We start from the raw sequence: 23,768 nt of genomic DNA on the forward strand, positions 1-23,768 counted from the left end.
AAAACTTGTTCACCCAAAAGCAGGTTGCCCGCTCAGTGCTTGCTACCACCGGCACAGGTCGGCGAAGCCGGGGCGGCGTCGATCTGCGCCCATTCTTCAGGGGTGTAGGTGTGCAGCGCCAACGCATGGAATTCGCCCATCAGTTCGCCCAGCGTGCCGTAGACCTTCTGGTGACGCTTGACGCGATTGAGCCCTTCGAACTGCTGGCTGACCACCACGGCCTTGAAGTGGGTCTGCAGGCCACGGCTGTGCATGTGGCTTTCATCCAGCACTTGCAAGTGCTCAGGCTGCAAGAGCCCGAGTGTCGATTCGATGCGTTGTTGCATGCTCATACCGGGCTCCGCTTACGGCTTTTTCTTGGCAGGGGCAGCGGCTTTTGGCTCGAGCTCGGCCGTCATGTCGGCCAGCAGCTTGTTCACCACCGGCACCGCGCTTTCCAGCTTGGCCTGGGTCAGTTGGGCCGATTGCTGGGTCAACTGCGGCATTTTTTCCAGGACTTTCTTGCCCAATGGCGATTGGTAGAAGGCTACCAGGTCCTTGAGCTCCGACTCGCTGAAGTTGCTGGTGTAGAGCTTGACCATGTCCGGCTTGAGCTTGTTCCAGCCGATAGCCTGGTCCAGCGCGGCATTGGCCTTGGCCTGGTAGGTTTCCAGGGTGGCTTTTTTCGACTCAGGGGCCTTGGTCTGTTCAAAGCGCTGGGCAAACATCTGCTGCACTTGCATGTACACCGGAGTGCCCAGTTTGTCAGCGTGCGCCAGGGTCAGGAACGCTTCGGCGCTGGCGTTGTGGCTGGCGGTATCGGCGAAAACAGGGCCGCTGGCACACACCAGAGCAACTGCGGTACAGATGGCACGAAGACGGGTCATCGAGTTTCCTTTCATTACAGGCGAGGTAAAACCCCAAGGGCGACCATTCTGCGCCTAAAAAACGCCGGGCCTCAACCCCGATGCTTGTCGGGTCCGATTGACGGGCCGAATCCGCCACGCCTAGATTGAGGGAAGATTGAGGGAACCGGTACCGCCCATCTGGGCCTAAACTGCGCATTCAGCCTTTAAGGAGTTTGACCCGATGAGCCGTATCGAAACCGACAGCCTGGGCCAGGTTGAAGTCCCGGACGACGCCTACTGGGGCGCCCAGACACAGCGTTCCATGATTAATTTCGCCATTGGCAACGAACGCATGCCGCTGTCGGTGCTGCACGCCTTGGCACTGATCAAGAAAGCCGCCGCGCGGGTCAATGACCGCAACGGCGACCTGCCCGCCGACATCGCCCGCCTGATCGAACAGGCCGCCGACGAAGTGCTGGCCGGCCAGCATGACGACCAGTTCCCGCTGGTGGTCTGGCAGACCGGCAGCGGCACCCAGAGCAACATGAACGTCAACGAGGTAATCGCCGGGCGTGCCAACGAACTGGCCGGCAACCCCCGCGGCGGCAAGAGCCCGGTGCACCCCAACGACCACGTCAACCGCTCCCAGAGTTCCAACGACTGCTTCCCCACCGCCATGCACATCGCCGCCGCCCAGGCCGTCCACCAGCAATTGCTCCCGGCCATCAGCGAGCTGTCCGGTGGCCTGGCGGAACTGGCGGCGCGCCATATGAAGCTGGTCAAGACCGGCCGTACCCACATGATGGATGCCACGCCGATCACCTTTGGCCAGGAACTGTCGGCGTTCATTGCCCAACTCGATTACGCCGAACGGGCGATCCGCGCGGCGTTACCGGCGGTCTGCGAACTGGCCCAGGGCGGCACGGCGGTCGGCACCGGGCTCAACTCACCCCATGGTTTCGGTGAAGCGATCGCCGCTGAACTGGCGGCGCTGTCAGGCCTGCCATTTGTCACCGCACCGAACAAGTTTGCCGCGCTGGCCGGCCATGAACCTCTGACGTCCCTGTCCGGCGCACTGAAAACCCTCGCCGTGACCCTGATGAAAATCGCCAACGACCTGCGCCTGCTAGGCTCAGGACCACGGGCCGGGTTCGCCGAAGTGAAGTTGCCGGCCAACGAACCGGGCAGTTCGATCATGCCCGGCAAGGTCAACCCGACCCAGTGCGAAGCCTTGTCGATGCTGGCCTGCCAGGTCATGGGCAACGACGTGACTATCGGCTTTGCCGCCAGCCAGGGTCATTTACAGTTGAACGTGTTCAAACCGGTGATCATCCACAACCTGCTGCAATCGATTCGCCTGCTGGCCGATGGTTGCAGCAACTTCCAGCAGCATTGCATCGCCGGACTGGAGCCGGACGCTGAGCAGATGGCCGCGCACCTGGAGCGTGGTTTGATGCTGGTGACCGCGCTGAACCCGCACATCGGCTACGACAAGTCAGCGGAAATCGCCAAGAAAGCCTACGGCGAAGGGCTGACCCTGCGTGAGGCCGCGTTGCAGCTCGGGTACCTGACCGATGAAGAGTTCGATGCCTGGGTGAGGCCGGAGAATATGCTGGAGGCGGGTAGCCAGGGCTAACGCCGGACCCCATGTGGGAGCGAGCCTGCTCGCGATAGCGATGTATGAGTCGACTCTTCATCGACTGTCAGGCCGCATCGCGAGCAGGCTCGCTCCCACAGCGGTTCATGTCAGACATGCCACCTTCTATCGCTCTACAGCCAAACGCTCGCGCCGTGCCTTGAGCCCGGCGATGAGCGACGGCCCCAGCGCCACCAGCGCCGACCCCAGCACCACCAGCACCGCCCCGCCATAGCCCAACAGATTGATCTGCTCGGCATGGACATAGTCGGGCCACCACCAGGCCGCCATCGCCACTGCGGCAAAGGTCACCAACGGCGTGATCGCCAGGGTCGCACTGACCCGTGACGCTTCCCAATGGGCCAGGGCTTCGGCAAACGCGCCATAGGCAATCAGAGTGTTGAGGCAGCAGGCGAGCAACAACCAGCCTTGCAACGGGCTTAATTGCAGCGCCTCCAACGGATGTACCCAGGGTGTGAGCAGCAACGCGCAGAACAGGTAGATCACCATCATCACCTGCAACGAATTCCACACCGTCAACAGTTGCTTCTGGCCCAAGGCATAGAACGTCCAGACCGTCGACGCCAGCAACACCATCAGGACCCCGGCGGTGTAGTCGCTCAGGGACGTCAGCAACTCGCCCAGGCGCTGGTTGAAAAACAACGTGAAGCCAATCAACAGCACCAGCAGGCCGATGCCCTGCCCCACGCTGAAACGCTCCTTGAACACGAACAGACTGGCGACCAGCAACATGATCGGCCCCATCTGCACCACCAGTTGTGCGGTGCCAGGGCTCAAGCGGTTCAGGCCCATCAGGTACAACACGTAGTTGCCCACTAGCCCGAGCACCGCCATCGCCACCAGCCAGCCACCGCGAGGGCCCAGGACCTTGCGACTGGGCAGACGCCGGGTGGCCGCCAAATAGATGAACAACAACCCGCCGGACACCAGCAAGCGAAACCAGGTCACGGTGACCGGGTCCATCACTTGCAACACTTGCTTGAGCTTGATCGGCAGGATGCCCCACAGCAAGGCGGTCAACAGGGCGAGGAACAGGCCATAGACCCAGCGACCGGACGATATGTGCATGCAACCCTCGAAGCTCAAGACATGAACGGCCATTCTAGGCGTCTATCGCTGCACGACACAGGGACAGTTAGGCGTCGGGCGCTCATGGGATTGTATGGGTCGCAGCCGTCGATCGGCTGGACAGGCGAGAATCAGGGACTGCACATATGCTCATTTGAAACTGACCTCGCTGCACCCTGGAGACCCGACATGCTTGGCAAACGCGCCCTGGATCCCGCCCCTACGACCATTTTTTCGCAGCGACCGGATCTGCCGGGTCAATGGCGAGTTCTATTTCAATACCCGCGAAGGCACCCAGGAAGGGCCATTCGCCAGTCGCGAGGATGCCTTGCGGGAGGTGGAAGCGTATGTGCAGCGAATGCTGCAACTGACCCAGGTTGCCAGCTAAACACTCCCACGGCTGGCGCAACATTTTTGTGGCGAGGGAGCTTGCTCCCGCTGGGTCGCGAAGCGGCCCCCCTGCCGATTAATAAACCGCACCGATCGGCGCCTGCTTCGCAGTCGAGCGGGAGCAAGCTCCCCTCGCCACAAAAGCGCTTGCGGTTATCTCACCACCTCGAACAACCCAGTAGCCCCCATCCCGCCGCCCACGCACATGGTCACGATGCCGTAGCGCAGGTTGCGTCGTTGCAGCTCACGCACCAGATGCCCCACTTGCCGCGAGCCGGTCATGCCGAACGGATGGCCGATGGAGATCGAGCCGCCATTGACGTTGTACTTTTCCGGATCGATTTCCAGCCGGTTGCGGCTGTACAGGCACTGGGAGGCAAACGCCTCGTTGAGTTCCCACAGGTCGATATCGGCAATCTGCAAGCCCTTGGCCTTGAGCAGCTTGGGCACTGAAAACACCGGGCCGATGCCCATCTCGTCCGGCTCGCAACCGGCCACGGTGAAACCACGGAAAAACGCCTTGGGCTTGAGCCCCAGCGCCAAGGCTTTTTCCAGGCTCATCACCAAGGTCATTGAGGCCCCGTCGGACAACTGCGACGAGTTGCCCGCCGTCACCGATCCGTCTTCGGCAAACACCGGTTTCAGGCCGGCCAGGCTCTCGTAGGTGGTGTCCGGGCGGTTGCAATCATCGCGATCGACCACGCCATCGAGAATCTGCACCGCGCCGGTCTGCTTGTCCTCGACCCGGTATTTGACCGCCATCGGGATAATTTCGTCATCGAACAACCCGGCCGCCTGGGCCTTGGCGGTGCGCATCTGGCTCTGCAAGGCGTAGCGGTCCTGCTCTTCGCGGCTGACCTGGTAACGGCGGGCGACGATCTCGGCCGTCTGGCCCATGGGGAAATAGATCCCGGGCACCTGCTCCTTGAGCAGCGGGTTGATCAGGTTGTCGGTGTTGACGCTTTTCATCGTCAGGCTGATGGACTCCACGCCGCCGGCCACGATGATGTCGCTGCAACCGGAAGCGATCTGGTTGGCCGCGATGGCGATGGCTTGCAGGCCCGAGGAACAGAAACGGTTGAGGGTCATGCCGGCGGTGCCGATGCCCAATTGCGAGAGCACCGCCACGTTGCGCCCAATGTTGTAACCCTGGGCGCCTTCATTGGACCCGGCTCCGACGATGCAGTCCTCGACACTGGCCGGGTTGATGTCATTGCGCGCCAGCAGGGCGTTGACGCAGTGAGCCGCCATGTCGTCCGGACGGGTCATGTTGAACTTGCCGCGAAAGGACTTGGCCAGGCCGGTCCGTACGCTGTCGACGATCACCACTTCACGCATGGCTGTACCTCATTGTTGTAGTCGGTTGAGAGTGAATCGAGCATAGATCCACTGCATAACCGACCGCGACAATCATTCACCTCGCGTATGCGTGCTCATCGTCCTAGCGCTTCTTCTTGCGAGCCTGTCGTGCGCTGCGCTCGAAAGCCGCCTCCAGCGCCTGATTGAGGGTGCGCAACACCTTGACCCGCGCCCAGCGCTTGTCGTTGGCTTCCACCAATGTCCAAGGGGAAATCTCAGTGCTGGTGCGGTCTACCATGTCGCACACCGCGGCGCGGTAGGCGTCCCACTTGTCGCGGTTGCGCCAGTCATCCTCGGTGATCTTGAAACGCTTGAACGGGATGTCCTCACGCTCCTGGAAACGCTCCAACTGCGTTTCCTTGTCGATGGCCAGCCAGAACTTGACCACCACCACGCCGGCATCGGCGAGCTGCTCCTCGAAGTCGTTGATTTCACCGTAGGCCCGCAGCCAGTCGGCCTGGCTGCAAAACCCCTCGACCCGCTCCACCAGCACCCGGCCGTACCAGGAGCGGTCGAACATGGTGAACTTGCCGCGCGCGGGAATATGCCGCCAGAATCGCCACATGTAAGGGTGGGCGCGCTCTTCTTCCGTGGGTGCGGCAATCGGCACGATGCTGTATTGGCGCGGGTCCAGGGCCGCCGTGACCCGTCGGATCGCGCCGCCCTTGCCCGCCGCGTCATTGCCTTCGAACACCGCCACCAGGGCATGCTGGCGCATGCGTTTGTCCCGCAGCAGGCCAGCGAAGCGCGCCTGCTCGGTGATCAGCTGTTCTTCGTAGTCGGCCTTGTCCAGGCGCCGGGTCATGTCCAGGCTGTCGAGCAAGGTGATCTGGCCATCCAACTCCGGCAGCGGCGCCACACTGACCTTTTGCGGCTTGACCTTCGACCGGTCCAGGGCCTGGCGCAAGCCGTCGAGCAGGATCCGTCCGACGGTGAGGCTGCGATAACAACTGTCCATGCCTTCGATCACATGCCACGGTGCGTAATCGCGACTGGTGCGGCGCAGCACCCGCTCACCATACTTGACGAACTTGTCGTAGGTCTGGGACTGCTGCCAGTCCAGCGGGCTGATGCGCCAGCTGTGCAGCGGATCATCCTTGAGCCCCTTGAGCCGGGCCTTCATCTGTTTCTTGGACAGGTGGAACCAGAACTTGAAGATCAGCGCGCCTTCGTCACAGAGCATTTTTTCCAGGCGCTCGGCACCGGCGATCGCCTGGTCGAGCCGCGGGTCCTTGAACTCGCCATGGACCCGGCCCTGCAGCATCTGGCTGTACCAGTTGCCGAAGAAAATCCCCATGCGCCCCTTCGCCGGCAGCATCCGCCAATAACGCCAGGCCGGTGGCCGCGCCAGTTCCTCGTCGGTCTGCTGGTCGAAGGTGCGCACTTCGATCAGCCGCGGGTCCATCCACTCGTTGAGCAACTTCACCGTCTCGCCCTTGCCCGCGCCTTCGATGCCGTTGATCAGCACGATGACCGGAAACCGGCCCTGCTGCTGCAACTCGAACTGCGCCTCCAGCAGCGCCTCACGCAGGGCCGGTACCTCGGCCTCAAAGGTGTCTTTATCAATGGCATGACCGATTTCAGCGGATTCAAACATGGGCAGCTCCTTCCGGGGATGGGCCAAGACTAGCGGATTGGATGCGGCCCTGTGCAGCAGATTCCATCCAGATGCGCGCTCTATTGCGATGGGTCAAGCAAGCCCATACCGATCGGCTAGAATGGCCGCTCAGTTTTGACCGAGCCTGCCATGACGCCCATCCAGCAACACGCCCAACTCGACTGGGATGACCAGGGGCGCCCGCGCTCGCGGGTGTTCGATGATGTGTATTTTTCCGACCAGTCGGGCCTGGACGAAACCCGTTATGTGTTCCTCGAGCAGAACAATCTGACCGAGCGTTTCGCGGCCCTGGCCGATGACGGGCGGCTGGTGATCGGCGAAACCGGATTTGGCACCGGCTTGAATTTCCTCTGCGCCTGGCAGTTGTTCGAGCAGTGCGCACCGACCGGGGCGCGGCTGCATTTCGTCAGCGTCGAAAAATATCCCCTGAGCCCCCGGGACCTGCGCCGGGCACTGGAACTGTGGCCGCAACTCAAGCATCAGGCGGAGCAATTGCTTGAGCAGTACGTCGCGGTCCACCAGGGCTTCCAGCGGCTGACTTTGGCGGGTGGACGAGTGACACTGACCTTGTTGATCGGCGATGCCCTGGAGCAGTTGCCGCAACTGGACGGGCAGATCGACGCCTGGTTCCTGGATGGCTTCGCCCCGGCGAAGAACCCCGAGATGTGGACCGCCGAGCTGTTCGCCGAACTGGCCCGGCTGGCCGCACCCGACGCCACCCTCAGCACCTTCACCAGCACCGGTTGGGTCCGTCGATCGCTGAACGCGGCGGGCTTCAAGATGAAGCGCACGCCAGGCATCGGCCATAAATGGGAAATCCTTCGTGGCGTGTTTCTTGGCTGGCCGGAGCAGACACCCGCACCAGCCCCGGCAAAACCCTGGTACGCCCGCCCGACCACTCTGATCGGCGAGCGCCGGGCACTGGTGATCGGCGGCGGCCTGGCCGGTTGCGCCAGCGCGGCCAGCCTCGCTGCCCGCGGCTGGCAGGTGACGCTGCTGGAGCGTCATGCCGGGTTGGCCGAGGAAGCCTCCGGCAACCCCCAGGGCGTGCTGTACCTCAAGCTGTCGGCCCACGGCACCGCTTTATCGCAGATGATCCTCAGCTGCTTCGGCTACACCCGGCGCGTGCTCGAACAACTGCAACGCGGCGTTGACTGGGACGCCTGCGGCGTCTTGCAATTGGCCTTCAACGGCAAGGAAGCCGAGCGTCAGGCGCAACTGGCCGACGCGTTCCCAAGGGATTTGCTGCACACCCTGGATCAGTCAGAGGCGCAGGTTCGGTCCGGCATCGACCTGGCCTGTGGTGGCTTGTTTTATCCCGAGGGCGGTTGGGTGCATCCGCCGGCGTTGTGTCGCTGGCAAGCCTCGCAGCCAGGGATTGATGTGCAACCCCATCATGAAGTGCTGCAACTGCGCCGAATCGACGGCCAATGGCAGGCATGGGACGGCGAACGCTGCCTGGCCAGTGCGCCGGTGGCGATCCTCGCCAGCGCGGCCGAGATCAAGCGTTTCGAACCGGCCGCCGAGTTGCCGCTCAAGCGCATTCGCGGGCAAATCACCCGCCTGCCGCAAACCAGCCGCAGCCAGAGCCTGGCGACCGTGGTTTGCGCCGAAGGCTATGTGGCCCCGCCACGGCTGGGCGAACACACCCTGGGCGCCAGTTTCGACTTCAACAGCGACGACCTGACCCCCACCGCCGCCGAGCACGCCGGCAACCTGCGGATGCTCGAAGAAATTTCCCAAGACCTGGTGGAGCGCCTGAACGCCGCCACCCTGGACCCGCAACACCTCGAAGGCCGCGCGGCGTTCCGTTGCACCAGCCCGGATTACCTGCCGATCGTCGGACCGTTGGCCGACCGCCAGGCCTTTACCGAGGCTTATGTAGCGCTGGGCAAGGACGCCCGCCAGGTGCCGGATACCCCCTGTCCGTGGCTCGATGGCCTGTACATCAACAGCGGTCACGGTTCCCGCGGCCTGATCACCGCGCCCCTATCGGGCGAACTGATCGCCGCCTGGCTGGACAACGAACCGCTGCCACTGCCCCGCATCGTGGCCGAGGCCTGCCATCCGAACCGGTTTGCGTTGCGGGCATTGATTCGGGGCAAGGCCTAGCGCCGATTTTGCTCCCACCACAAATCCTGTGGGAGCGAGCCTGCTCGCGATGGCGGTGGCTCAGATGGTACCTGGGTTGACTGACACACCGCGATCGCGAGCAGGCTCGCTCCCACATATCCTTGAGTTATACGGCAGACCAAGCGGCCCCCACCCTTCGCCTTATAACGCATCGATCTAAAACTCACAGCAATCCCCCCGGTCAGTTTCAGGGTACCCGCCATGTCGGCGCGTGCTGCTTGACCCCTCCCCAACGGAAAAACCGGTAAGGACTTATGTGCGGATTAGCTGGAGAGTTACGTTTCGATCAACAACCTGCGGACCTTGCGGCCGTAGAGCGAATCACCCATCACCTGGCCCCACGCGGCCCCGACGCCTGGGGCTTTCATAGCCAGGGGCCGATTGCCCTGGGCCATCGGCGCCTGAAAATCATGGATCTGTCGGACGGCTCGGCCCAGCCGATGATCGACAATCAACTGGGCCTGTCCCTGGCTTTCAACGGCGCGATCTACAATTACCCCGAACTGCGCACTGAACTCGAAGGCCTGGGCTACACCTTCTATTCCGGTGGCGACACCGAAGTGCTGCTCAAGGGCTACCACGCCTGGGGCGAGGCGCTGCTGCCCAAGCTCAACGGCATGTTCGCCTTCGCCATCTGGGAGCGCGATACCAAGCGGCTGTTCATCGCCCGCGACCGCCTCGGCGTCAAGCCGCTGTACCTGTCGCGCACCGGCCAGCGGCTGCGTTTCGCCTCGGCGTTGCCGGCGCTGCTCAAGGGCGGTGATATCAACCCCGTACTCGACCCGGTGGCGCTCAACCATTACCTGAATTTCCACGCGGTGGTCCCGGCGCCTCGCACCTTGCTGGCCGGCATTGAAAAACTGCCGCCCGCCACCTGGATGCGGATCGAAGCCGACGGCAGCACCGAGCAGAAAACCTGGTGGACCCTGCCCTACGGTCCCCGGGCCGACGAACAGCACCTGAACCTGGAAGACTGGATCGACCGCGTGCTCGACAGCACCCGTGAAGCGGTCGCCATTCGCCAGCGCGCCGCCGTGGATGTCGGCGTGCTGCTTTCCGGCGGGGTGGATTCGAGCATGCTGGTGGGTCTGTTGCGCGAAGTTGGTGTTGAAGACCTGTCCACGTTCTCCATTGGTTTCCAGGATGCCGGCGGCGAGCGCGGTGACGAGTTCCAATATTCGGACCTGATTGCCAAGCACTACGGCACCCGTCATCACCAACTGCGCATCGACGAGAAAGAGATCATCGAGCAACTGCCGGCAGCATTCCGTGCCATGAGCGAGCCGATGGTCAGCCACGACTGCATCGCCTTCTACCTGCTCTCACGGGAAGTGGCCAAGCATTGCAAAGTGGTGCAAAGCGGCCAGGGCGCCGACGAGCTGTTCGCCGGTTACCACTGGTACCCGCAGGTCGATGGCGCCAGCGATCCGTACGCGGCCTATCGCGCCGCCTTCTTCGATCGCAGCTACGAAGAATATGCCGCCACGGTGCAACCCAAATGGCTGACGGCCAACGATGCCGCCGGTGATTTCGTCAAGGAGCATTTCGCCCAGCCGGGCGCCAATGCGGCGGTGGACAAGGCCCTGCGCCTGGACAGCACGGTGATGCTGGTGGACGACCCGGTCAAACGCGTCGACAACATGACCATGGCCTGGGGCCTGGAAGCGCGCACGCCCTTCCTGGATTACCGCTTGGTAGAACTCTCGGCCCGGGTCCCGGCGAAATTCAAGCTGCCCGATGGCGGTAAGCAGGTGCTCAAGGAAGCCGCCAGGCGGGTGATCCCTAGCGAGGTGATCGACCGCAAGAAGGGGTATTTCCCGGTGCCTGGCCTCAAGCACCTGGAAGGCAACACGCTGGCCTGGGTCCGCGAACTGCTGCTCGATCCGAGCCAGGATCGCGGCCTGTTCAACCCGGCCATGCTCGACCGCCTGCTGACCGACCCCAACGGCCAGCTCACGCCGTTGCGCGGGTCGCGGCTGTGGCAGTTGGCGGCGCTGAACCTGTGGCTCAGCGAGCAAGGAATCTGATCGATGAAACCTTACGCAACCGTTCACAACCAACGCCTCTTGCGTGGCCAGGCACCGTCCTACGAACGCCTGCAGGCGCGCCTGGCCGAAGATGGCAGCGAATTGGGCGCCGACCCGATCGCGGTGCATTGCGGCTGGGGCCGACTGCTGATCGGCCACACCTTCCCGGACCCGGCGAGCCTGGCCCGGGAACTGCTCAACGAACAACCCGGCGAACGCGACATTGCCTTGTACGTCGCCGCGCCCCAGCAGGTGCTGGGGCTGGAACCGGCGCAACTGTTCCTCGACCCATCCGACACTTTGCGCCTGTGGTTCAGCGACTATCGCCAGGCCACGCGGGTGTTTCGCGGGTTCCGCATCCGTCGGGCCCAGGGCGAGACCGATTGGCAGGCCATCAACCAGCTCTACCAGGCCCGGGGCATGCTGCCCATCGACCCGCAGCGACTGACCCCACGTCATGAAGGCGGCCCGGTCTATTGGTTGGCCGAAGACGATGACACCGGTGCGGTGATCGGCAGCGTCATGGGCCTGAATCATCAGAAGGCCTTCAACGACCCGGAAAACGGCAGCAGCCTCTGGTGCCTGGCCGTCGATCCGCAATGTCAGCGGCCCGGTGTTGGCGAAGTGCTGGTGCGCCACCTCGTCGAGCATTTCATGAGCCGTGGCTTGAGTTACCTCGACCTGTCGGTGTTGCATGACAATCGCCAGGCGAAAAACCTCTACGCCAAACTCGGCTTTCGCAACCTCTCGACCTTCGCCATCAAACGCAAGAACGGTATCAACCAGCCGTTGTTCCTCGGGCCAGGTCCCGAAGCGCAGTTCAATCCTTATGCGCGAATCATTGTCGAAGAAGCTCACCGGCGTGGCATCGAAGTGCAGGTAGACGATGCCGAGGCCGGCTTGTTCACCCTGGTTCACGGCAGCCGTCGGGTGCGCTGCCGCGAGTCCCTGAGCGACCTGACCAGCGCCATCAGCATGACTCTTTGCCAGAACAAAAGCCTGACCCACAAGGTACTGAAGAATGCCGGCCTGAACCTGCCGGCCCAGCAGTTGGCGGGCAATGCCGATGACAACCTGGCGTTTCTCGACGAGCACGAACGGGTGGTGGTCAAGCCGCTGGACGGTGAACAAGGCCAAGGCGTGGCAGTGGACCTGCGCACCATCGAGGAGGTGCAAAGCGCCATCGAAGCGGCTCGGCGGTTCGACAGCCGGGTGCTGCTGGAAAGCTTCCACGAAGGATTGGACCTGCGGATCCTGGTAATCGGTTTTGAAGTGGTGGCGGCAGCGATCCGGCGCCCGGCGGAGGTGATCGGCGATGGCCGGCACACCATCGGCGCGTTGATCGAAGCCCAGAGTCGCCGACGGCAAGCGGCCACGGGCGGCGAAAGCAAAATCCCGATGGATGCCGAAACCTTGCGCACGCTCAGCGCGGCGGGGTTCGACTATGACAGCGTGTTGCCCGCCGGGGAGCATCTGTTCGTACGACGCACGGCGAACCTTCATACCGGAGGCGTGCTGGAGGATGTCACCAGCATCCTGCATCCGACCCTTGTCGATGCGGCGGTGCGCGCCGCGCGGGCGCTGGACATCCCCATGGTCGGCCTCGACCTGCTGGTGCCGGCGGCCGATCAACCCGAGTACGTATTCATCGAAGCCAACGAACGCGCAGGCCTGGCCAACCACGAACCACAACCCACCGCCGAGCGTTTTGTGGATTTGCTGTTTCCCCATAGCCAGGCGGTGGCCTAGCCCTTCTTCCGTGGCGAGGGAGCTTGCTCCCGCTGGGCTGCGAAGCGGCCCTTCTCCGCGGCCCTCCGGGTTTTTGCATCGACCTGGAGCTCAAAAGGGACCGCTCCGCGGTCCAGCGGGAGCAAGCTCCCTCGCCACAGGTTCCCTACTTCAATTTAATGTTCCGTGAGGAGTTTCCATGATCAGCAAAATTCCCGAACCGGATCTCGAATACCTGCAAAAGGTCCTGCTGGAGATGCTCGCCATTCCCAGCCCCACCGGATTCACCGACACCATCGTGCGCTATGTCGCCGAACGACTCGAAGAGCTGGGTATCGCTTTTGAAATGACCCGCCGCGGCACGATCCGCGCCACGCTCAAGGGCCGCAAGAGCAGCCCCGACCGAGCAGTATCGGCCCACTTGGACACCATTGGCGCTGCCGTGCGGGCCATCAAGGACAACGGCCGCCTGACCCTGGCCCCGGTGGGTTGCTGGTCCAGTCGGTTTGCCGAAGGCAGCCGGGTCAGCCTGTTTACCGACACCGGCGTGATTCGGGGCAGCGTGCTGCCGTTGATGGCTTCCGGGCACGCATTCAACACCGCCGTGGATGAAATGCCCATCAGTTGGGACCACATCGAGCTGCGCCTGGACGCCTATTGCGCCACCCGCGCCGATTGCGAAAGCCTGGGGGTGGGCATCGGCGATTACGTGGCCTTCGATCCCTTGCCGGAATTCACCGAAAGCGGTCATATCAGCGCCCGGCACCTGGACGACAAGGCCGGGGTCGCGGCGCTGCTGGCGGCGCTCAAGGCGATTGTCGACAGCGGCGAAGAACTGCTGATCGATTGTCACCCCCTGTTCACCATCACCGAGGAAACCGGCAGCGGTGCGGCGGCTGCACTGCCCTGGGATGTGAGCGAATTCGTCGGCATCGACATCGCGCCCGTCGCACCTGGCCAGCATTCGAGCGAACATGCGGTCAGCGTGGCGATGCAAGACTCCGGGGGCCCTTACGACTATCACCTGTCGCGACACTTGTTGAAACTGGCCAAGGAAAACGAGGTACCCGCACGCCGCGACCTGTTCCGCTACTACTTCAGCGACGCCCATTCGGCCATCACCGCCGGCCATGACATCCGCACCGCCCTGCTCGCCTTCGGCTGCGACGCCACCCATGGCTACGAACGTACCCACATCGACAGCCTGGCCGCCCTCAGCCGCCTGCTCGGCGCCTACATCCTCAGCCCGCCGGTATTCGCCAGCGACGCGCAACCGGCCCAGGGCTCGCTGGACCGCTTCAGCCACCAGATCGAGCACGATGCACAGATGGAAAGCGATACCCGGGTACCGTCGGTGGATAGCCTGGTGGGGCAGCGTTCCGATAACTGACCCAGCATTTTCACGGCCTGGAATATCGCCATCGCGAGCAGGCTCGCTCCCACATTGAGTTTTCAGTGCGACTCAAAAACCCTGGGGGGAGCTTGCTCCGGGCGGCGTTCCGACGATGAGGCCGGGACAAACAACCGTAAAACCCAGGCTAGCCGCAAAAGCCCATTGGCCGTAGCATCGCCTCATTGTCTAGCCGAGGTACCCCATGCTCATCCCCCACGACCAACTCGAAGTCGACACGCTCACTCGCCTGATCGAAGATTTCGTGACCCGCGACGGCACCGACAATGGTGACGACACGCCCCTGGAAACACGGGTTCTACGAGTCAGACAAGCCCTGACCAAAGGCCAGGCGTTGATCGTCTTCGACCCCGAAAGTGAACAGTGCCAACTGATGCTCAAGCACGACGTGCCCAAGCACCTATTCGACTGAACAGGCCTTGCGAGTGGCTTGGGCCTTTCTCTTCTGGATCTTGTCGTAGATTTCGGAACGATGGACATCGACGTGCCGTGGCGCTTCCACGCCAAAACGCACGGTGCCACCGCTGACCGACAGCACACGGACGGAAATATCGTCACCGATGGAAATCAACTCACCTACAGCGCGGCTTAGTACAAGCATGGTTCTTGTCCTTAAGAATGTCTGGACCCTGACCATGCCCGGCCTGTTTCCTGTTCTCAAGACACCCGCGAGAATTCAGTAAGGCCCTACAAGCAAAGCTCCTGTGACTGACGGAAACTTCCTGCAAAACCCTGTCGGATCGCAGGTGGTTTCAGGGCGCCGAGAGTCGTGGGCCGAATAGAATCACACTCGCCCCCAACACGCAGAGCGCCACGCCAATCCAGTCGGAACCCAATGGCCGCACCCGCTCCACCATGGCCAGCCAGCCGATCGAGGCAATGATATAGATACCGCCATAGGCGGCGTAGGCGCGCCCGGCGTACGTCGCTTCGATGCGGGTCAGTAACAGGGCGAATAACGTGAGGCTGAGCAATGCCGGGACGATCCACCAGGCGCTCTTGCCCTGGCGCAGCCACAACCAGAAGGCGTAGCAGCCCGCGATCTCAAACAGCGCGGCGAGAAAAAACCACAGGTAATTGAGCATGCAGATGTCCATCAGGAAGGCCGAATGGCGCCATCCTGAGGACATCGGGCAGCCAGGTCAATTCAGGTTTTGCCGGGCCTTGGCGCGCATCTTGTCGGCCATGACGGTCATTTCGTCGTACAGCAATTGTGGGTTCTTCTGCTTGAGGGCCCACGCCATGCGCCCCTGTTCATGAGGCAGGATCATGAACTGGCCCTGGGCGACTTGCTGGTAGATGTAGTCGGCAATATCCGCGGCGCTGATCGGTGAGCTTTCCAGCAACTTGCCAACCTGGGCCTTCATGGCCGGGGTCGGGCCGCGGAAGGAGTCCAGCAGATTGGTCTGGAAGAACGACGGGCACACCACGTGTACGCCAATTTCCTGCTGCGCCAGTTCCACCAACAGGCTTTCCGACAATGCCACTACTCCAGCCTTGGCCACGTTGTAGTTGCTCATGGCAGGCCCCTGCATCAGGGCCGCCATGGAGGCGATGTTGATGATCTTGCCGCGGCTTTTCTCCAGCAGCGGCAAGAACGCCTTGCAGCCCTTGACCACGCCCATCAGGTTGATTGCGATCTGCCAGTCCCAATCCTCCAGGGAAAGCTCACTGAAGAACCCGCCCGAGGCAACGCCGGCATTGTTGACGATGATATCGATGCCACCGAGCTTCTCTTCGCAAGCCTGGGCGAACGCAGTCAATTGGCTGTAGTCGCGCACATCGCAACGCTGGGTGAAGCCGTCGCCACCGGCGGCGCGCACCAGCTTGAGGGTTTCCACAAGGCCTGGCTCGCTGACATCCGACAAGGCCAGACGCCAGCCTTCGCGGGCCCAGCGCAGCGCGATTTCGCGACCCAGGCCGGAGCCGGCACCAGTGATCATCATGCGATTTTGCATAGCAAACAGCCTTGTTCCGGGAGAGATAGGCCGAGTGTAGCGAAGGAGTTCTGCGGACCCACGCTCCATCAGATTGCTGAATGGCGAGGGCAAACCGTAATGGGTTTTGATCGAGGAGCGCCCTTTGTGGGTATTGGGCTGCACAATTGCACTTTCATACGACCACAAAAAACTTTGAATTTTTTACAGGACGTTACGGTCGGACTTATTAAGCCGCCCGGATTTAACGCATGCGCGCTGGCAGTTGAAAGTTGTATCACCCCAGAACTGACCAATAAGGAAATCTACAATGGGCACAATTCTTATCATCATCCTGATCCTCCTGCTGATCGGTGGTCTTCCGGTCTTCCCGCACTCCAGAAGTTGGGGTTACGGTCCGTCCGGTATCATTGGTGTAGTGTTGGTGGTGCTGTTGGTCCTGCTATTACTGGGCAAGATATAAACCACCAAGTAAGTGCAAAAAAAAGAGGCCTCTAGAGGCCTCTTTTTATGCTCGCTGTTTTATCAATCCGGCTTGCCGTCAACGACGCCAGCGGTGTTATCCAACAGGCTTTTGGTCGCCGTTTGCAGGAACGATTCGAGCTTGAGTTTCATCTGCGCGGTATCCGCTGCATCCGGGATGATTTCCGCATGCGGGTTGGCGCCCAGCTCATAGCGATACATCTTCGGCGCCATTTCCTTCTCCTTCGGCAGTACCAGGATCTGGTCATCGCGGATGATCGCCGTGGTCTGTTCGCTGCCCGACGGCTTGATCACACCAAAACCAGGGTCGCCTTGCGGCAGGTTCAGCAGGTCGCGGCCCCAGCACTGGTTGCGCACTTGCCCGCCGATGCGGCCCATGATGGTCGGCACGATGTCGACTTGAGTGCCCACGGTATGGTTACGCTGGCCGAATTTTTCCTGGATGCCCGGGCCGATCAGCAGCATCGGCACGTTGAAACGGCCCAGGTCCATTTCGGTGATCTGGCGTTCGTTGCCAAAACCATGATCGCCGACCACCACGAACAGGGTTTCCTTGAAGTACGGCTCCTTGCGGGCCTTCTCGAAGAACTGGCCCAGTGCCCAGTCGGCGTAGCGCATGGCGGTCAGGTGTTCGTTCAGGCTGCCGCGGTCGGTGACCCGCTCCACGGGCAACGGTGTCGGCAGAGCATACGGCGTGTGGTTGGACAGGGTTTGCAGCAAGGCATAGAACGGCTTGCCGTTTTCCCGCGCCTTGAGCTCGATCAGGCCACGGTCGAACATGTCCTGGTCGGACACGCCCCAGGTCGGATCGGAGAACACCGGGTTCACGAAGTCGTTACGCCCGATGAAGTTGGTCATGCCCTGGCTGCTGAAGAACCCCGACTGGTTGTCCCAGGCGAAATCGCCGTTGTAGACATACACGTCGTCGTAGTCACGGGCGCTGAGCAGTTGCGGCAGGCCCGACAGCTTGTGGCTGCCCTCCGGCGTCTGCATCAGGTATTCGAAACCCGGCAGGTTCGGGAAGCACGCCATGGTAGCGAACATGCCTTGGTGGGTGTGGGTGCCGTTGGAGAAGAAACGGTCGAACAACAGGCCTTCCTTGGACAGCTTGTCCAGGTAAGGCGTGATGTTGCCCGGCGCGCCCAGGGCGCCCACCGAGTGACCGGCCATGCTTTCCATGAGGATCACAACCACGTTCTTGATCGGCAGGGTCTTGTCCGCTGGCGGCGTGTAGTCGCGGCGCACGGCGGCGGTCTCGGTGTCCACGAGTTTATCGTCAGGCATCACCAGCATGTCCCGCACGGTCTGCTGTGCCAGCGGTTGTTCAAGGGTGGCTTTCCAGATGTTGTCGCGGTCTTCGGACATCCGGCTCTTGGCCGCCGCCACCAGCGACAACGTACCGTTGAGGCCCAACTGGTTGGCGAAGTTCGAATCGGTGGTGTAGACGTCACCCCAACGCAGCGGCGGGCCTTGGCGCAGGGTGCCGCGTGCAGCGGCCACGGCCACCAGCAGGCAAACCATGAACACCGCGACACGCCCATACCACGGAGCGATCTGCCGGGTACCGATGGTGCCGCCACTGAACGGCCCACGGGGCCGAGTGGCGCGGTCAGCGCCCTTGAAAGCAAGGCTCAGGATGAGGGTGCCGCCGACCCAGGCCAGCAGGTAGCGCACCACCGGGAAACCGTACCAGAGCATGCTCATCACGGTTTTCGGGTCTTCCTTTACATACTGGAAGACCAGGCCGTTGAGGCGCTGGTGGAATTCACGGTAGAAATCCATCTCCATCAAGCCCAGGAACAGCGCGATGCTGGAGGTGACGGTCAGCCAGAAACGAAAGAACCCACGGGCCGCCATGGCCCTGGCGCTGAACAACGCCAGCAGCAACGGGATGCAGAGGTAGACCACCAGGCGCAGGTCGAAACGCAGGCCGTTGACGAACGCTTCAACGAAGGTCGAGGCCGGGGTGTCGAGGATCATCTCGCGGTTATAGACCAGCAGCGCCACGCGCAGCAGGCTGAACATGACCATCATCACCAGGGCGCAAAGCAACGTATAGGCCAGGTGCGATTTGACGGTCGGTTGCAGCAGGCGATGCGTATTGCGCTGCTGACTCAGGGCGTCCGGGATTGCCATGTCGTTTAAGGACCCTATTGGAGTTGGAGTGACAAAAGAAACAACGGCGCGCCCTCTGTTGACCAAAGCCTGGCCTCGGGGCTTGCGCGAGAGCGCAAATGTTGCACGAACGGCTATGGCATTGCCATTAAATAACCGGCGGCGATATAAGCGCGGGGGATTGTCCGCAAGATTTTGTGAAAATTTCGTTCAAAGAATATCCGGAAACACAAAAAAGCCCGGCCGATTGATGAAGTTGAGCCGAACGCTATTGTGGCAAAAGGATTTATCTGTGGGAGCAAAGCTTGCTCGCGAAACAGGCGCCTCGATTTCTGAAAGACCGCATTGCCTTTATCGCGAGCAAGCTTTGCTCCCACAGATGCCCTCTGGCTCCAGGGGCCCGTGCTTAGTGGAATTGCCGCCCCAAGCCCGCCGGCACACCTTCGATGGTGGTGTCTTCCCATGGGCCATTGGGGCTGACTGAACGGCTCCAACCGTTGTTCCAGCGGTAATAGGTACGCTGGCGATAGAACGTGTTCGTCTGGTTGTCCAGCACATAGACCCCAAGCTTGGCGTCCCAGTGGCTGTTACCACCCGGCGGCGGGGCGAAACTGGCGGAGGTACGTGGCACCGGCTTGGCCGGTTTGTTCGGGGTGACAGGCTTGCCCGGCGGTGTGGACGGGACCGGCTTGGTGGTCGGGGTCGACGGAGGGATCGGTGGCAGCGGCGCCGAGGGCTCCGACGGACGCTGGACCGCACAAGCGCTCAGGCCCATGACGAGCGTGAGCAGGGTGATACGAGCGATGGCGGTCATGGTGCGAATTCCTGTTATTTGTCCGGGCTGTCGATGGTCAGTTGTTGCTGCGCCGTGGTGCTGCTCGCCAGGGGCTGGCTGCGACCGATCCACTCACCGGCGGTCGGCTGGCCGGCCCGGGAGATGCGCGCCACCAGTTGGACTTCGGGGAAGTTCGACAGTTTCAACTGCGGCATCATTGCGTCCGCGTCACCCAGCTCCACCGTGATCGGCAGATCGGCGACGGTCATGCGCTTGGCCGCCAGCGGCGCCGGCGGGCCGCTGACGGCGCGGGCGAAGATGAACACGCTGTCGCCCGGCTGCACCTTGGCCTTGAGTGCCGGCGCCAGGTCGACACGCACCTTGAGCAGTGCCGCAGCCTTGGTCACAGGAGCCTGGACGACCTTGCCGCCGCTGGCTTGCAGCTTCTCGGTGGCCCGGGTAATACCGCCCTGCAGCGCCTCACGGGACTTGTCACCCTCCGGCAGTTCCACCAGCAGGCGCCCCCAGTAATCGATCGCATCCTGATAGCGCTCGCCTTCGAACGCGGCGATGCCCAGCAGGCCAAGACTGGTGACCTCCTTGGGATCGAGTTTCAGCGCTTCATCGGTCAGGGTCTGGACCTTGTCCGACCATTTCTTGCCATCGGCGAAATACTGCGCCTGGGCCCACTGCCCGAGCAGCTCGGGCTGGCGGCCGGCCACCGCCACGGTGCGCTCGAAGATCTTCGCCGCGTCTGCGGGTCGATCCTGGGCCATGTAGGTACGGCCGAGGAAATACAAGCCCTCGGCGGAGTCCGGCTGCGCCGCCACCGCCCGTTCCAGGCGCTGAGTCATTTCCTCCATCGACTGCGGCGCCTGGGCGAATTCACGGGTCAGCTCGACCTTGTCGCTGGCACCGAAGTGCAGGTACAGCGCCAGGCCCAACAGCGGCACCAGCACGGCGGCGAGCAACGGCAATGGCTTGCCCAATCGGGACTCCCGTGGCGCATCGGCGCCCTCGGTGTCGGCGAGCAGCTCGCGGGCGGCTTCGGCGCGACCAGTGTCCAGTTGCGCGGCGTTGAGCACGCCCTCCTCTTGCTCGGCCTGCAACTCGGCAATGCGTTCCTGGTACAGCGCCACGTTGAGCGCGGTACGGTCCTCCTCTCGTTGAGCGCGACGACCACGCAGCACAGGGATCAACAGAAAACTCAGGGCAACCAGAAGAAGCAGACCTGCGGCGAGCCAGAAATCAATCATGCTTGGTTTTATCCAACAGTTGGTCGAGGCGCTGGCGCTCTTCGACAGAAAGCGTGTCCGGGGCGGCCGTGCGCTGGACCCGGCGCCGACGCACGATCACCGCGATGACCACGAAACCACCCAGCAGCAGCCCGGCGGGGCCGAACCAGAGCAGCGCGGTCTTGGAGGACAGGGCGGGGTTGTAGCGCACGAACTCACCGTAGCGATCGACCATGAAGTCGATGATCTGCTGGTTGTCCTTGCCCTCGCCGAGCATGCGGAAGATTTCCTTGCGCAGGTCGGCGGCAATCGGTGCATTGGAGTCGGCGATGTCCTGGTTCTGGCACTTGGGGCAGCGCAGTTCCTTGGTCAGTTCGCGAAACCGTTCGCGCTCGCCGTCGTTGGCGAATTCGTAGGTGTCGATGGCGGCATGGGCCACACCGACCAGGCTCAAGCCGAGGACGGCAGCCGCTAACCAGCGCTTCATGGCTTGGCCTCGTCCACCAGGGCTTGATACTTGGCAGCCAGTTTCTCGCGCCAGACCTGTTCGTCGATCACGCCGACGAACTTGTCGCGGATGACACCCTTGGCATCGATGAGGAAAGTTTCCGGTGCGCCGTAGACCCCCAGGTTCAGGCCCAGGGAGCCGTCTTCGTCACGAATGTCCAGTTGATATGGATTGTGGAACTCGGCCAGCCACTTCAAGGCGTCGGCATTGACGTCCTTGTAATTGACGCCGTAGATCACCACGCCGTTCTGGGCCAGCTTGTTCAACACCGGGTGCTCGACCCGGCAGGAAATGCACCAAGTGCCCCATACGTTGACCAGCGCCGGTTTGCCCAGCAGGTCGGCGCGGGTCAGGGTCTTGTCGCCTTGCACCGATGGCAGGGAAAACTCCGGGAACGGCTTGCCGATCATCGCCGAGGGCAACTCGGTCGGATTCAGGTACAGCCCTCGGTACAAAAACACCGCCATCAGCAGGAACAGCGCCAGCGGCACCAACATCAACCAACGTTTCATGCAGTGGCTCCCGTCACGCCCAGGGCTTCACGCACCCGGGTTTTCACCTTGACTCGATATCGACGATCCAGCGCCGCCAGCACCCCACCCAGGCCGGTGAGCAAGCCACCGAACCAGATCCAGCGCACGAACGGCTTGACGTGGACTCGGACTGCCCACGCGCCGTCGCCCAGGGACTCGCCCAGCGCCACGTAGAGATCGCGGGTGAAACCGGCATCGATCCCGGCTTCGGTCATGACCGAGTTCTGCACGGTATAGAGGCGCTTTTCCGGATGCAGCACGGTAATTTCCTCGCCGTTGCGAAGAACCCGCACAGTGCCTTTGTCGGACGTGAAATTCGGCCCCTCGAAGTGTTTGGCGCCCTCGAAAACGAACTGATAGCCGGCCAGGTCCATGGACTCTCCCGGCGCCAGGCGCAGGTCACGCTCGGCGCTGTTCTGGCTGGACAGCACCACGCCCAGGGCGCAGACGGCGATGCCCAGGTGGGCGACCTGCATGCCCCAGTAACTGCGGGTCAGGGTCGGCAGGCCCTTGATCAGGCCTTTGTGACGAGTCTTGTCGAAGATATCCCGTACGCCCGCCAGCAACACCCAGGCCGCCAGCACGAACGTCGCCAGCACCGCCCAATTGAAGTCGCCATAGGCCACGCCGGCCACCACGGCCAGGGCGGCCGTGCCCAGCAGTACCGGGGTCAACATGCCCAGCAGCCACTTGAGCGGGGTGTCTTTCCAGCGCACCAGCACACCGATAGCCATGACCACCATCAGGATTGCCATCAGCGGGATAAACAGCGCATTGAAGTACGGCGGCCCGACCGACAGCTTGGCGCCGGACAACGCATCGAGTACCAGCGGGTACAACGTCCCCAGCAGAATCATCGACGCGGCCACCACCAGCACCAGGTTGTTGCCCAGCAGCAGGGTTTCCCGGGACCAGAGGTTGAAGCCGACCTGGCTCTTGACCACCGGTGCACGCAGGGCGAACAACGTCAGGGAACCGCCGACCACGAACAACAGGAACATCAGGATGAACACGCCACGTTCAGGGTCCGAGGCGAAGGCATGCACCGACGTGAGCACGCCGGAACGCACCAGGAACGTCCCCAGCAGGCTCAGCGAGAACGCCGCGATGGCCAGCAGCACGGTCCAGCTCTTGAACACACCGCGTTTTTCCGTGACGGCCAGGGAGTGGATCAGTGCCGTGCCCACCAACCAGGGCATGAACGAGGCGTTTTCCACCGGGTCCCAGAACCACCAGCCGCCCCAGCCGAGTTCGTAGTAGGCCCACCACGATCCCAAGGTGATGCCAATGCCGAGGAAAGCCCAGGCGACGATGGTCCACGGACGCGACCAGCGTGCCCACGCGGCATCGAGGCGACCGCCAAGCAATGCGGCGATGGCGAAGGCGAAGGCCACGGAAAAACCGACGTAGCCCATGTAGAGCATCGGCGGGTGAACGATCAGGCCGATGTCTTGCAGCAATGGGTTGAGGTCGCGACCATCCATCGGCATCTGCGGCAGGATGCGCTTGAACGGGTTGGACGTGACGATCAGGAATAGCAGGAAACCGGTGCTGATCATGCCCATCACCGCCAGCACCCGGGCCAGCATCACCTGGGGCAACTGCCGGGAGAACACCGAGACGGCGAAGGTCCAGCCAGCGAGGATCAACGCCCAAAGCAACAGCGAGCCTTCGTGGGCGCCCCACACGGCACTGAACTTGTAGTACCAGGGCAAAGCACTGTTGGAGTTGCTGGCGACGTACTCCACGGAAAAGTCGTCGGCCATGAACGCATAGGTCAGGCAACCGAAGGCGAACAGCATAAAGACGAACTGGCCCCACGCCGCCGGCTGGGCCAGGCTCATCCACAATCGGTCACCACGCCAGGCCCCCAGCAACGGCACCACGGCTTGCACCAGGGCAAAGCACAGGGCCAGGATCATAGCCAGGTGGCCCAGCTCGGGAATAAAGATGCCGGTAGTCAT

The 23,768-nt window shown here is 62.4% G+C and carries 21 protein-coding genes and 1 pseudogene; 8 read left to right on the forward strand and 14 right to left on the reverse strand.

Going from position 1 to position 23,768, the window contains the following annotated elements; translation table 11 throughout:
* Positions 1-32 precede the first annotated feature (32 nt).
* Positions 33-332, reverse strand: coding sequence for a BolA family protein (locus GN234_RS10085; RefSeq protein ID WP_014337210.1), 300 nt, complete (start codon positions 330-332; stop codon positions 33-35).
* A 12-nt stretch (positions 333-344) separates the two neighbouring features.
* Positions 345-866, reverse strand: a complete 522-nt coding sequence (locus GN234_RS10090; protein ID WP_042732949.1) for a DUF2059 domain-containing protein — start codon at positions 864-866, stop codon at positions 345-347.
* A gap of 202 nt (positions 867-1,068) precedes the next feature.
* On the opposite strand from GN234_RS10090, the gene GN234_RS10095 reads away from it, so the two are divergent.
* A complete protein-coding gene (locus GN234_RS10095; RefSeq protein WP_109751384.1) occupies positions 1,069-2,463 on the forward strand; it encodes a class II fumarate hydratase in 1,395 nt (464 codons plus the stop codon).
* A gap of 126 nt (positions 2,464-2,589) precedes the next feature.
* Here GN234_RS10095 and GN234_RS10100 read toward each other — a convergent pair whose 3' ends face one another.
* Complete coding sequence (locus GN234_RS10100) at positions 2,590-3,552, reverse strand: DMT family transporter (protein WP_176688396.1); 963 nt, start codon at positions 3,550-3,552, stop codon at positions 2,590-2,592.
* Positions 3,553-3,741: 189 nt separating this feature from the next.
* Here GN234_RS10100 and GN234_RS10105 point away from each other — a divergent pair.
* Positions 3,742-3,940: pseudogene (locus tag GN234_RS10105) on the forward strand (DUF6316 family protein).
* 155 nt (positions 3,941-4,095) lie between these two features.
* Here the strand turns inward: GN234_RS10105 and GN234_RS10110 are convergent.
* Positions 4,096-5,280 (reverse strand): thiolase family protein, encoded by a 1,185-nt coding sequence (locus tag GN234_RS10110; RefSeq protein ID WP_176688397.1) that lies wholly within the window; start codon positions 5,278-5,280, stop codon positions 4,096-4,098.
* A gap of 103 nt (positions 5,281-5,383) precedes the next feature.
* Positions 5,384-6,898 carry a polyphosphate:AMP phosphotransferase gene (pap, locus tag GN234_RS10115; protein ID WP_109751381.1) on the reverse strand — a complete coding sequence of 505 codons (1,515 nt, stop codon included), beginning with the start codon at positions 6,896-6,898 and terminating at the stop codon, positions 5,384-5,386.
* A gap of 150 nt (positions 6,899-7,048) precedes the next feature.
* Between pap and mnmC the strand changes: the two genes are divergently transcribed.
* The 5 genes from mnmC to GN234_RS10140 all read left to right on the forward strand — a co-directional run bounded on the left by mnmC (position 7,049) and on the right by GN234_RS10140 (position 14,630).
* Complete coding sequence (gene mnmC, locus GN234_RS10120) at positions 7,049-9,031, forward strand: bifunctional tRNA (5-methylaminomethyl-2-thiouridine)(34)-methyltransferase MnmD/FAD-dependent 5-carboxymethylaminomethyl-2-thiouridine(34) oxidoreductase MnmC (protein WP_176688398.1); 1,983 nt, start codon at positions 7,049-7,051, stop codon at positions 9,029-9,031.
* Positions 9,032-9,306: 275 nt separating this feature from the next.
* On the forward strand, positions 9,307-11,079 hold the full coding sequence (locus tag GN234_RS10125) for an N-acetylglutaminylglutamine amidotransferase (RefSeq protein ID WP_176688399.1): 1,773 nt from the start codon (positions 9,307-9,309) through the stop codon (positions 11,077-11,079).
* 3 nt (positions 11,080-11,082) lie between these two features.
* Positions 11,083-12,828: an N-acetylglutaminylglutamine synthetase gene (gene ngg / locus GN234_RS10130; RefSeq protein WP_109751378.1), complete on the forward strand. Its 1,746-nt coding sequence runs from the start codon at positions 11,083-11,085 to the stop codon at positions 12,826-12,828.
* A 178-nt stretch (positions 12,829-13,006) separates the two neighbouring features.
* Positions 13,007-14,197, forward strand: coding sequence for an osmoprotectant NAGGN system M42 family peptidase (locus tag GN234_RS10135; protein ID WP_109751377.1), 1,191 nt, complete (start codon positions 13,007-13,009; stop codon positions 14,195-14,197).
* 205 nt (positions 14,198-14,402) lie between these two features.
* The gene (locus GN234_RS10140) at positions 14,403-14,630 is read left to right on the forward strand and encodes a YheU family protein (protein WP_003199186.1); all 228 of its coding nucleotides are present in this window, start codon (positions 14,403-14,405) and stop codon (positions 14,628-14,630) included.
* Here the strand turns inward: GN234_RS10140 and csrA are convergent.
* The 3 genes from csrA to GN234_RS10155 all read right to left on the reverse strand — a co-directional run bounded on the left by csrA (position 14,619) and on the right by GN234_RS10155 (position 16,176).
* The gene (csrA, locus tag GN234_RS10145; protein ID WP_057448496.1) at positions 14,619-14,819 is read right to left on the reverse strand and encodes a carbon storage regulator CsrA; all 201 of its coding nucleotides are present in this window, start codon (positions 14,817-14,819) and stop codon (positions 14,619-14,621) included. The two genes, GN234_RS10140 and csrA, sit on opposite strands and share 12 nt — an antisense overlap.
* A 151-nt stretch (positions 14,820-14,970) precedes the next feature.
* Complete coding sequence (locus GN234_RS10150) at positions 14,971-15,303, reverse strand: YnfA family protein (protein ID WP_109751831.1); 333 nt, start codon at positions 15,301-15,303, stop codon at positions 14,971-14,973.
* A 57-nt stretch (positions 15,304-15,360) separates the two neighbouring features.
* Complete coding sequence (locus GN234_RS10155) at positions 15,361-16,176, reverse strand: SDR family oxidoreductase (protein WP_109751376.1); 816 nt, start codon at positions 16,174-16,176, stop codon at positions 15,361-15,363.
* 289 nt (positions 16,177-16,465) lie between these two features.
* Between GN234_RS10155 and GN234_RS10160 the strand changes: the two genes are divergently transcribed.
* A complete protein-coding gene (locus GN234_RS10160; RefSeq protein WP_003183939.1) occupies positions 16,466-16,618 on the forward strand; it encodes a DUF3309 family protein in 153 nt (50 codons plus the stop codon).
* A 62-nt stretch (positions 16,619-16,680) separates the two neighbouring features.
* Here GN234_RS10160 and GN234_RS10165 read toward each other — a convergent pair whose 3' ends face one another.
* The 6 genes from GN234_RS10165 to GN234_RS10190 form a co-directional block, all read right to left on the reverse strand.
* On the reverse strand, positions 16,681-18,774 hold the full coding sequence (locus tag GN234_RS10165; RefSeq protein ID WP_109751375.1) for an LTA synthase family protein: 2,094 nt from the start codon (positions 18,772-18,774) through the stop codon (positions 16,681-16,683).
* A gap of 385 nt (positions 18,775-19,159) precedes the next feature.
* Positions 19,160-19,567, reverse strand: a complete 408-nt coding sequence (locus tag GN234_RS10170) for a hypothetical protein (protein ID WP_176688400.1) — start codon at positions 19,565-19,567, stop codon at positions 19,160-19,162.
* A gap of 14 nt (positions 19,568-19,581) precedes the next feature.
* Entirely contained in the window at positions 19,582-20,784 is a 1,203-nt protein-coding gene (gene ccmI, locus GN234_RS10175) for a c-type cytochrome biogenesis protein CcmI (RefSeq protein WP_116831753.1), read from the reverse strand.
* Entirely contained in the window at positions 20,777-21,250 is a 474-nt protein-coding gene (locus GN234_RS10180) for a cytochrome c-type biogenesis protein (RefSeq protein WP_176688401.1), read from the reverse strand. The genes ccmI and GN234_RS10180 overlap by 8 nt, the downstream gene beginning before the upstream one ends.
* Positions 21,247-21,783: a DsbE family thiol:disulfide interchange protein gene (locus GN234_RS10185; protein ID WP_109751371.1), complete on the reverse strand. Its 537-nt coding sequence runs from the start codon at positions 21,781-21,783 to the stop codon at positions 21,247-21,249. The genes GN234_RS10180 and GN234_RS10185 overlap by 4 nt, the downstream gene beginning before the upstream one ends.
* Complete coding sequence (locus GN234_RS10190; RefSeq protein WP_109751370.1) at positions 21,780-23,768, reverse strand: heme lyase CcmF/NrfE family subunit; 1,989 nt, start codon at positions 23,766-23,768, stop codon at positions 21,780-21,782. Before GN234_RS10190 ends, GN234_RS10185 begins: the two co-directional genes overlap by 4 nt.

This window comes from Pseudomonas bijieensis (assembly GCF_013347965.1).
Taxonomy (GTDB): domain Bacteria; phylum Pseudomonadota; class Gammaproteobacteria; order Pseudomonadales; family Pseudomonadaceae; genus Aquipseudomonas; species Aquipseudomonas bijieensis.

Coding starts and splice junctions, on each gene's coding strand:
- GN234_RS10085 (WP_014337210.1), bottom strand. CDS start 332: ATGAGCATGCAACAACGCATCGAATCGACACTCGGGCTCTTGCAGCCT.
- GN234_RS10090 (WP_042732949.1), bottom strand. CDS start 866: ATGACCCGTCTTCGTGCCATCTGTACCGCAGTTGCTCTGGTGTGTGCC.
- GN234_RS10095 (WP_109751384.1), top strand. CDS start 1,069: ATGAGCCGTATCGAAACCGACAGCCTGGGCCAGGTTGAAGTCCCGGAC.
- GN234_RS10100 (WP_176688396.1), bottom strand. CDS start 3,552: ATGCACATATCGTCCGGTCGCTGGGTCTATGGCCTGTTCCTCGCCCTG.
- GN234_RS10110 (WP_176688397.1), bottom strand. CDS start 5,280: ATGCGTGAAGTGGTGATCGTCGACAGCGTACGGACCGGCCTGGCCAAG.
- pap (WP_109751381.1), bottom strand. CDS start 6,898: ATGTTTGAATCCGCTGAAATCGGTCATGCCATTGATAAAGACACCTTT.
- mnmC (WP_176688398.1), top strand. CDS start 7,049: ATGACGCCCATCCAGCAACACGCCCAACTCGACTGGGATGACCAGGGG.
- GN234_RS10125 (WP_176688399.1), top strand. CDS start 9,307: ATGTGCGGATTAGCTGGAGAGTTACGTTTCGATCAACAACCTGCGGAC.
- ngg (WP_109751378.1), top strand. CDS start 11,083: ATGAAACCTTACGCAACCGTTCACAACCAACGCCTCTTGCGTGGCCAG.
- GN234_RS10135 (WP_109751377.1), top strand. CDS start 13,007: ATGATCAGCAAAATTCCCGAACCGGATCTCGAATACCTGCAAAAGGTC.
- GN234_RS10140 (WP_003199186.1), top strand. CDS start 14,403: ATGCTCATCCCCCACGACCAACTCGAAGTCGACACGCTCACTCGCCTG.
- csrA (WP_057448496.1), bottom strand. CDS start 14,819: ATGCTTGTACTAAGCCGCGCTGTAGGTGAGTTGATTTCCATCGGTGAC.
- GN234_RS10150 (WP_109751831.1), bottom strand. CDS start 15,303: ATGCTCAATTACCTGTGGTTTTTTCTCGCCGCGCTGTTTGAGATCGCG.
- GN234_RS10155 (WP_109751376.1), bottom strand. CDS start 16,176: ATGCAAAATCGCATGATGATCACTGGTGCCGGCTCCGGCCTGGGTCGC.
- GN234_RS10160 (WP_003183939.1), top strand. CDS start 16,466: ATGGGCACAATTCTTATCATCATCCTGATCCTCCTGCTGATCGGTGGT.
- GN234_RS10165 (WP_109751375.1), bottom strand. CDS start 18,774: ATGGCAATCCCGGACGCCCTGAGTCAGCAGCGCAATACGCATCGCCTG.
- GN234_RS10170 (WP_176688400.1), bottom strand. CDS start 19,567: ATGACCGCCATCGCTCGTATCACCCTGCTCACGCTCGTCATGGGCCTG.
- ccmI (WP_116831753.1), bottom strand. CDS start 20,784: ATGATTGATTTCTGGCTCGCCGCAGGTCTGCTTCTTCTGGTTGCCCTG.
- GN234_RS10180 (WP_176688401.1), bottom strand. CDS start 21,250: ATGAAGCGCTGGTTAGCGGCTGCCGTCCTCGGCTTGAGCCTGGTCGGT.
- GN234_RS10185 (WP_109751371.1), bottom strand. CDS start 21,783: ATGAAACGTTGGTTGATGTTGGTGCCGCTGGCGCTGTTCCTGCTGATG.
- GN234_RS10190 (WP_109751370.1), bottom strand. CDS start 23,768: ATGACTACCGGCATCTTTATTCCCGAGCTGGGCCACCTGGCTATGATC.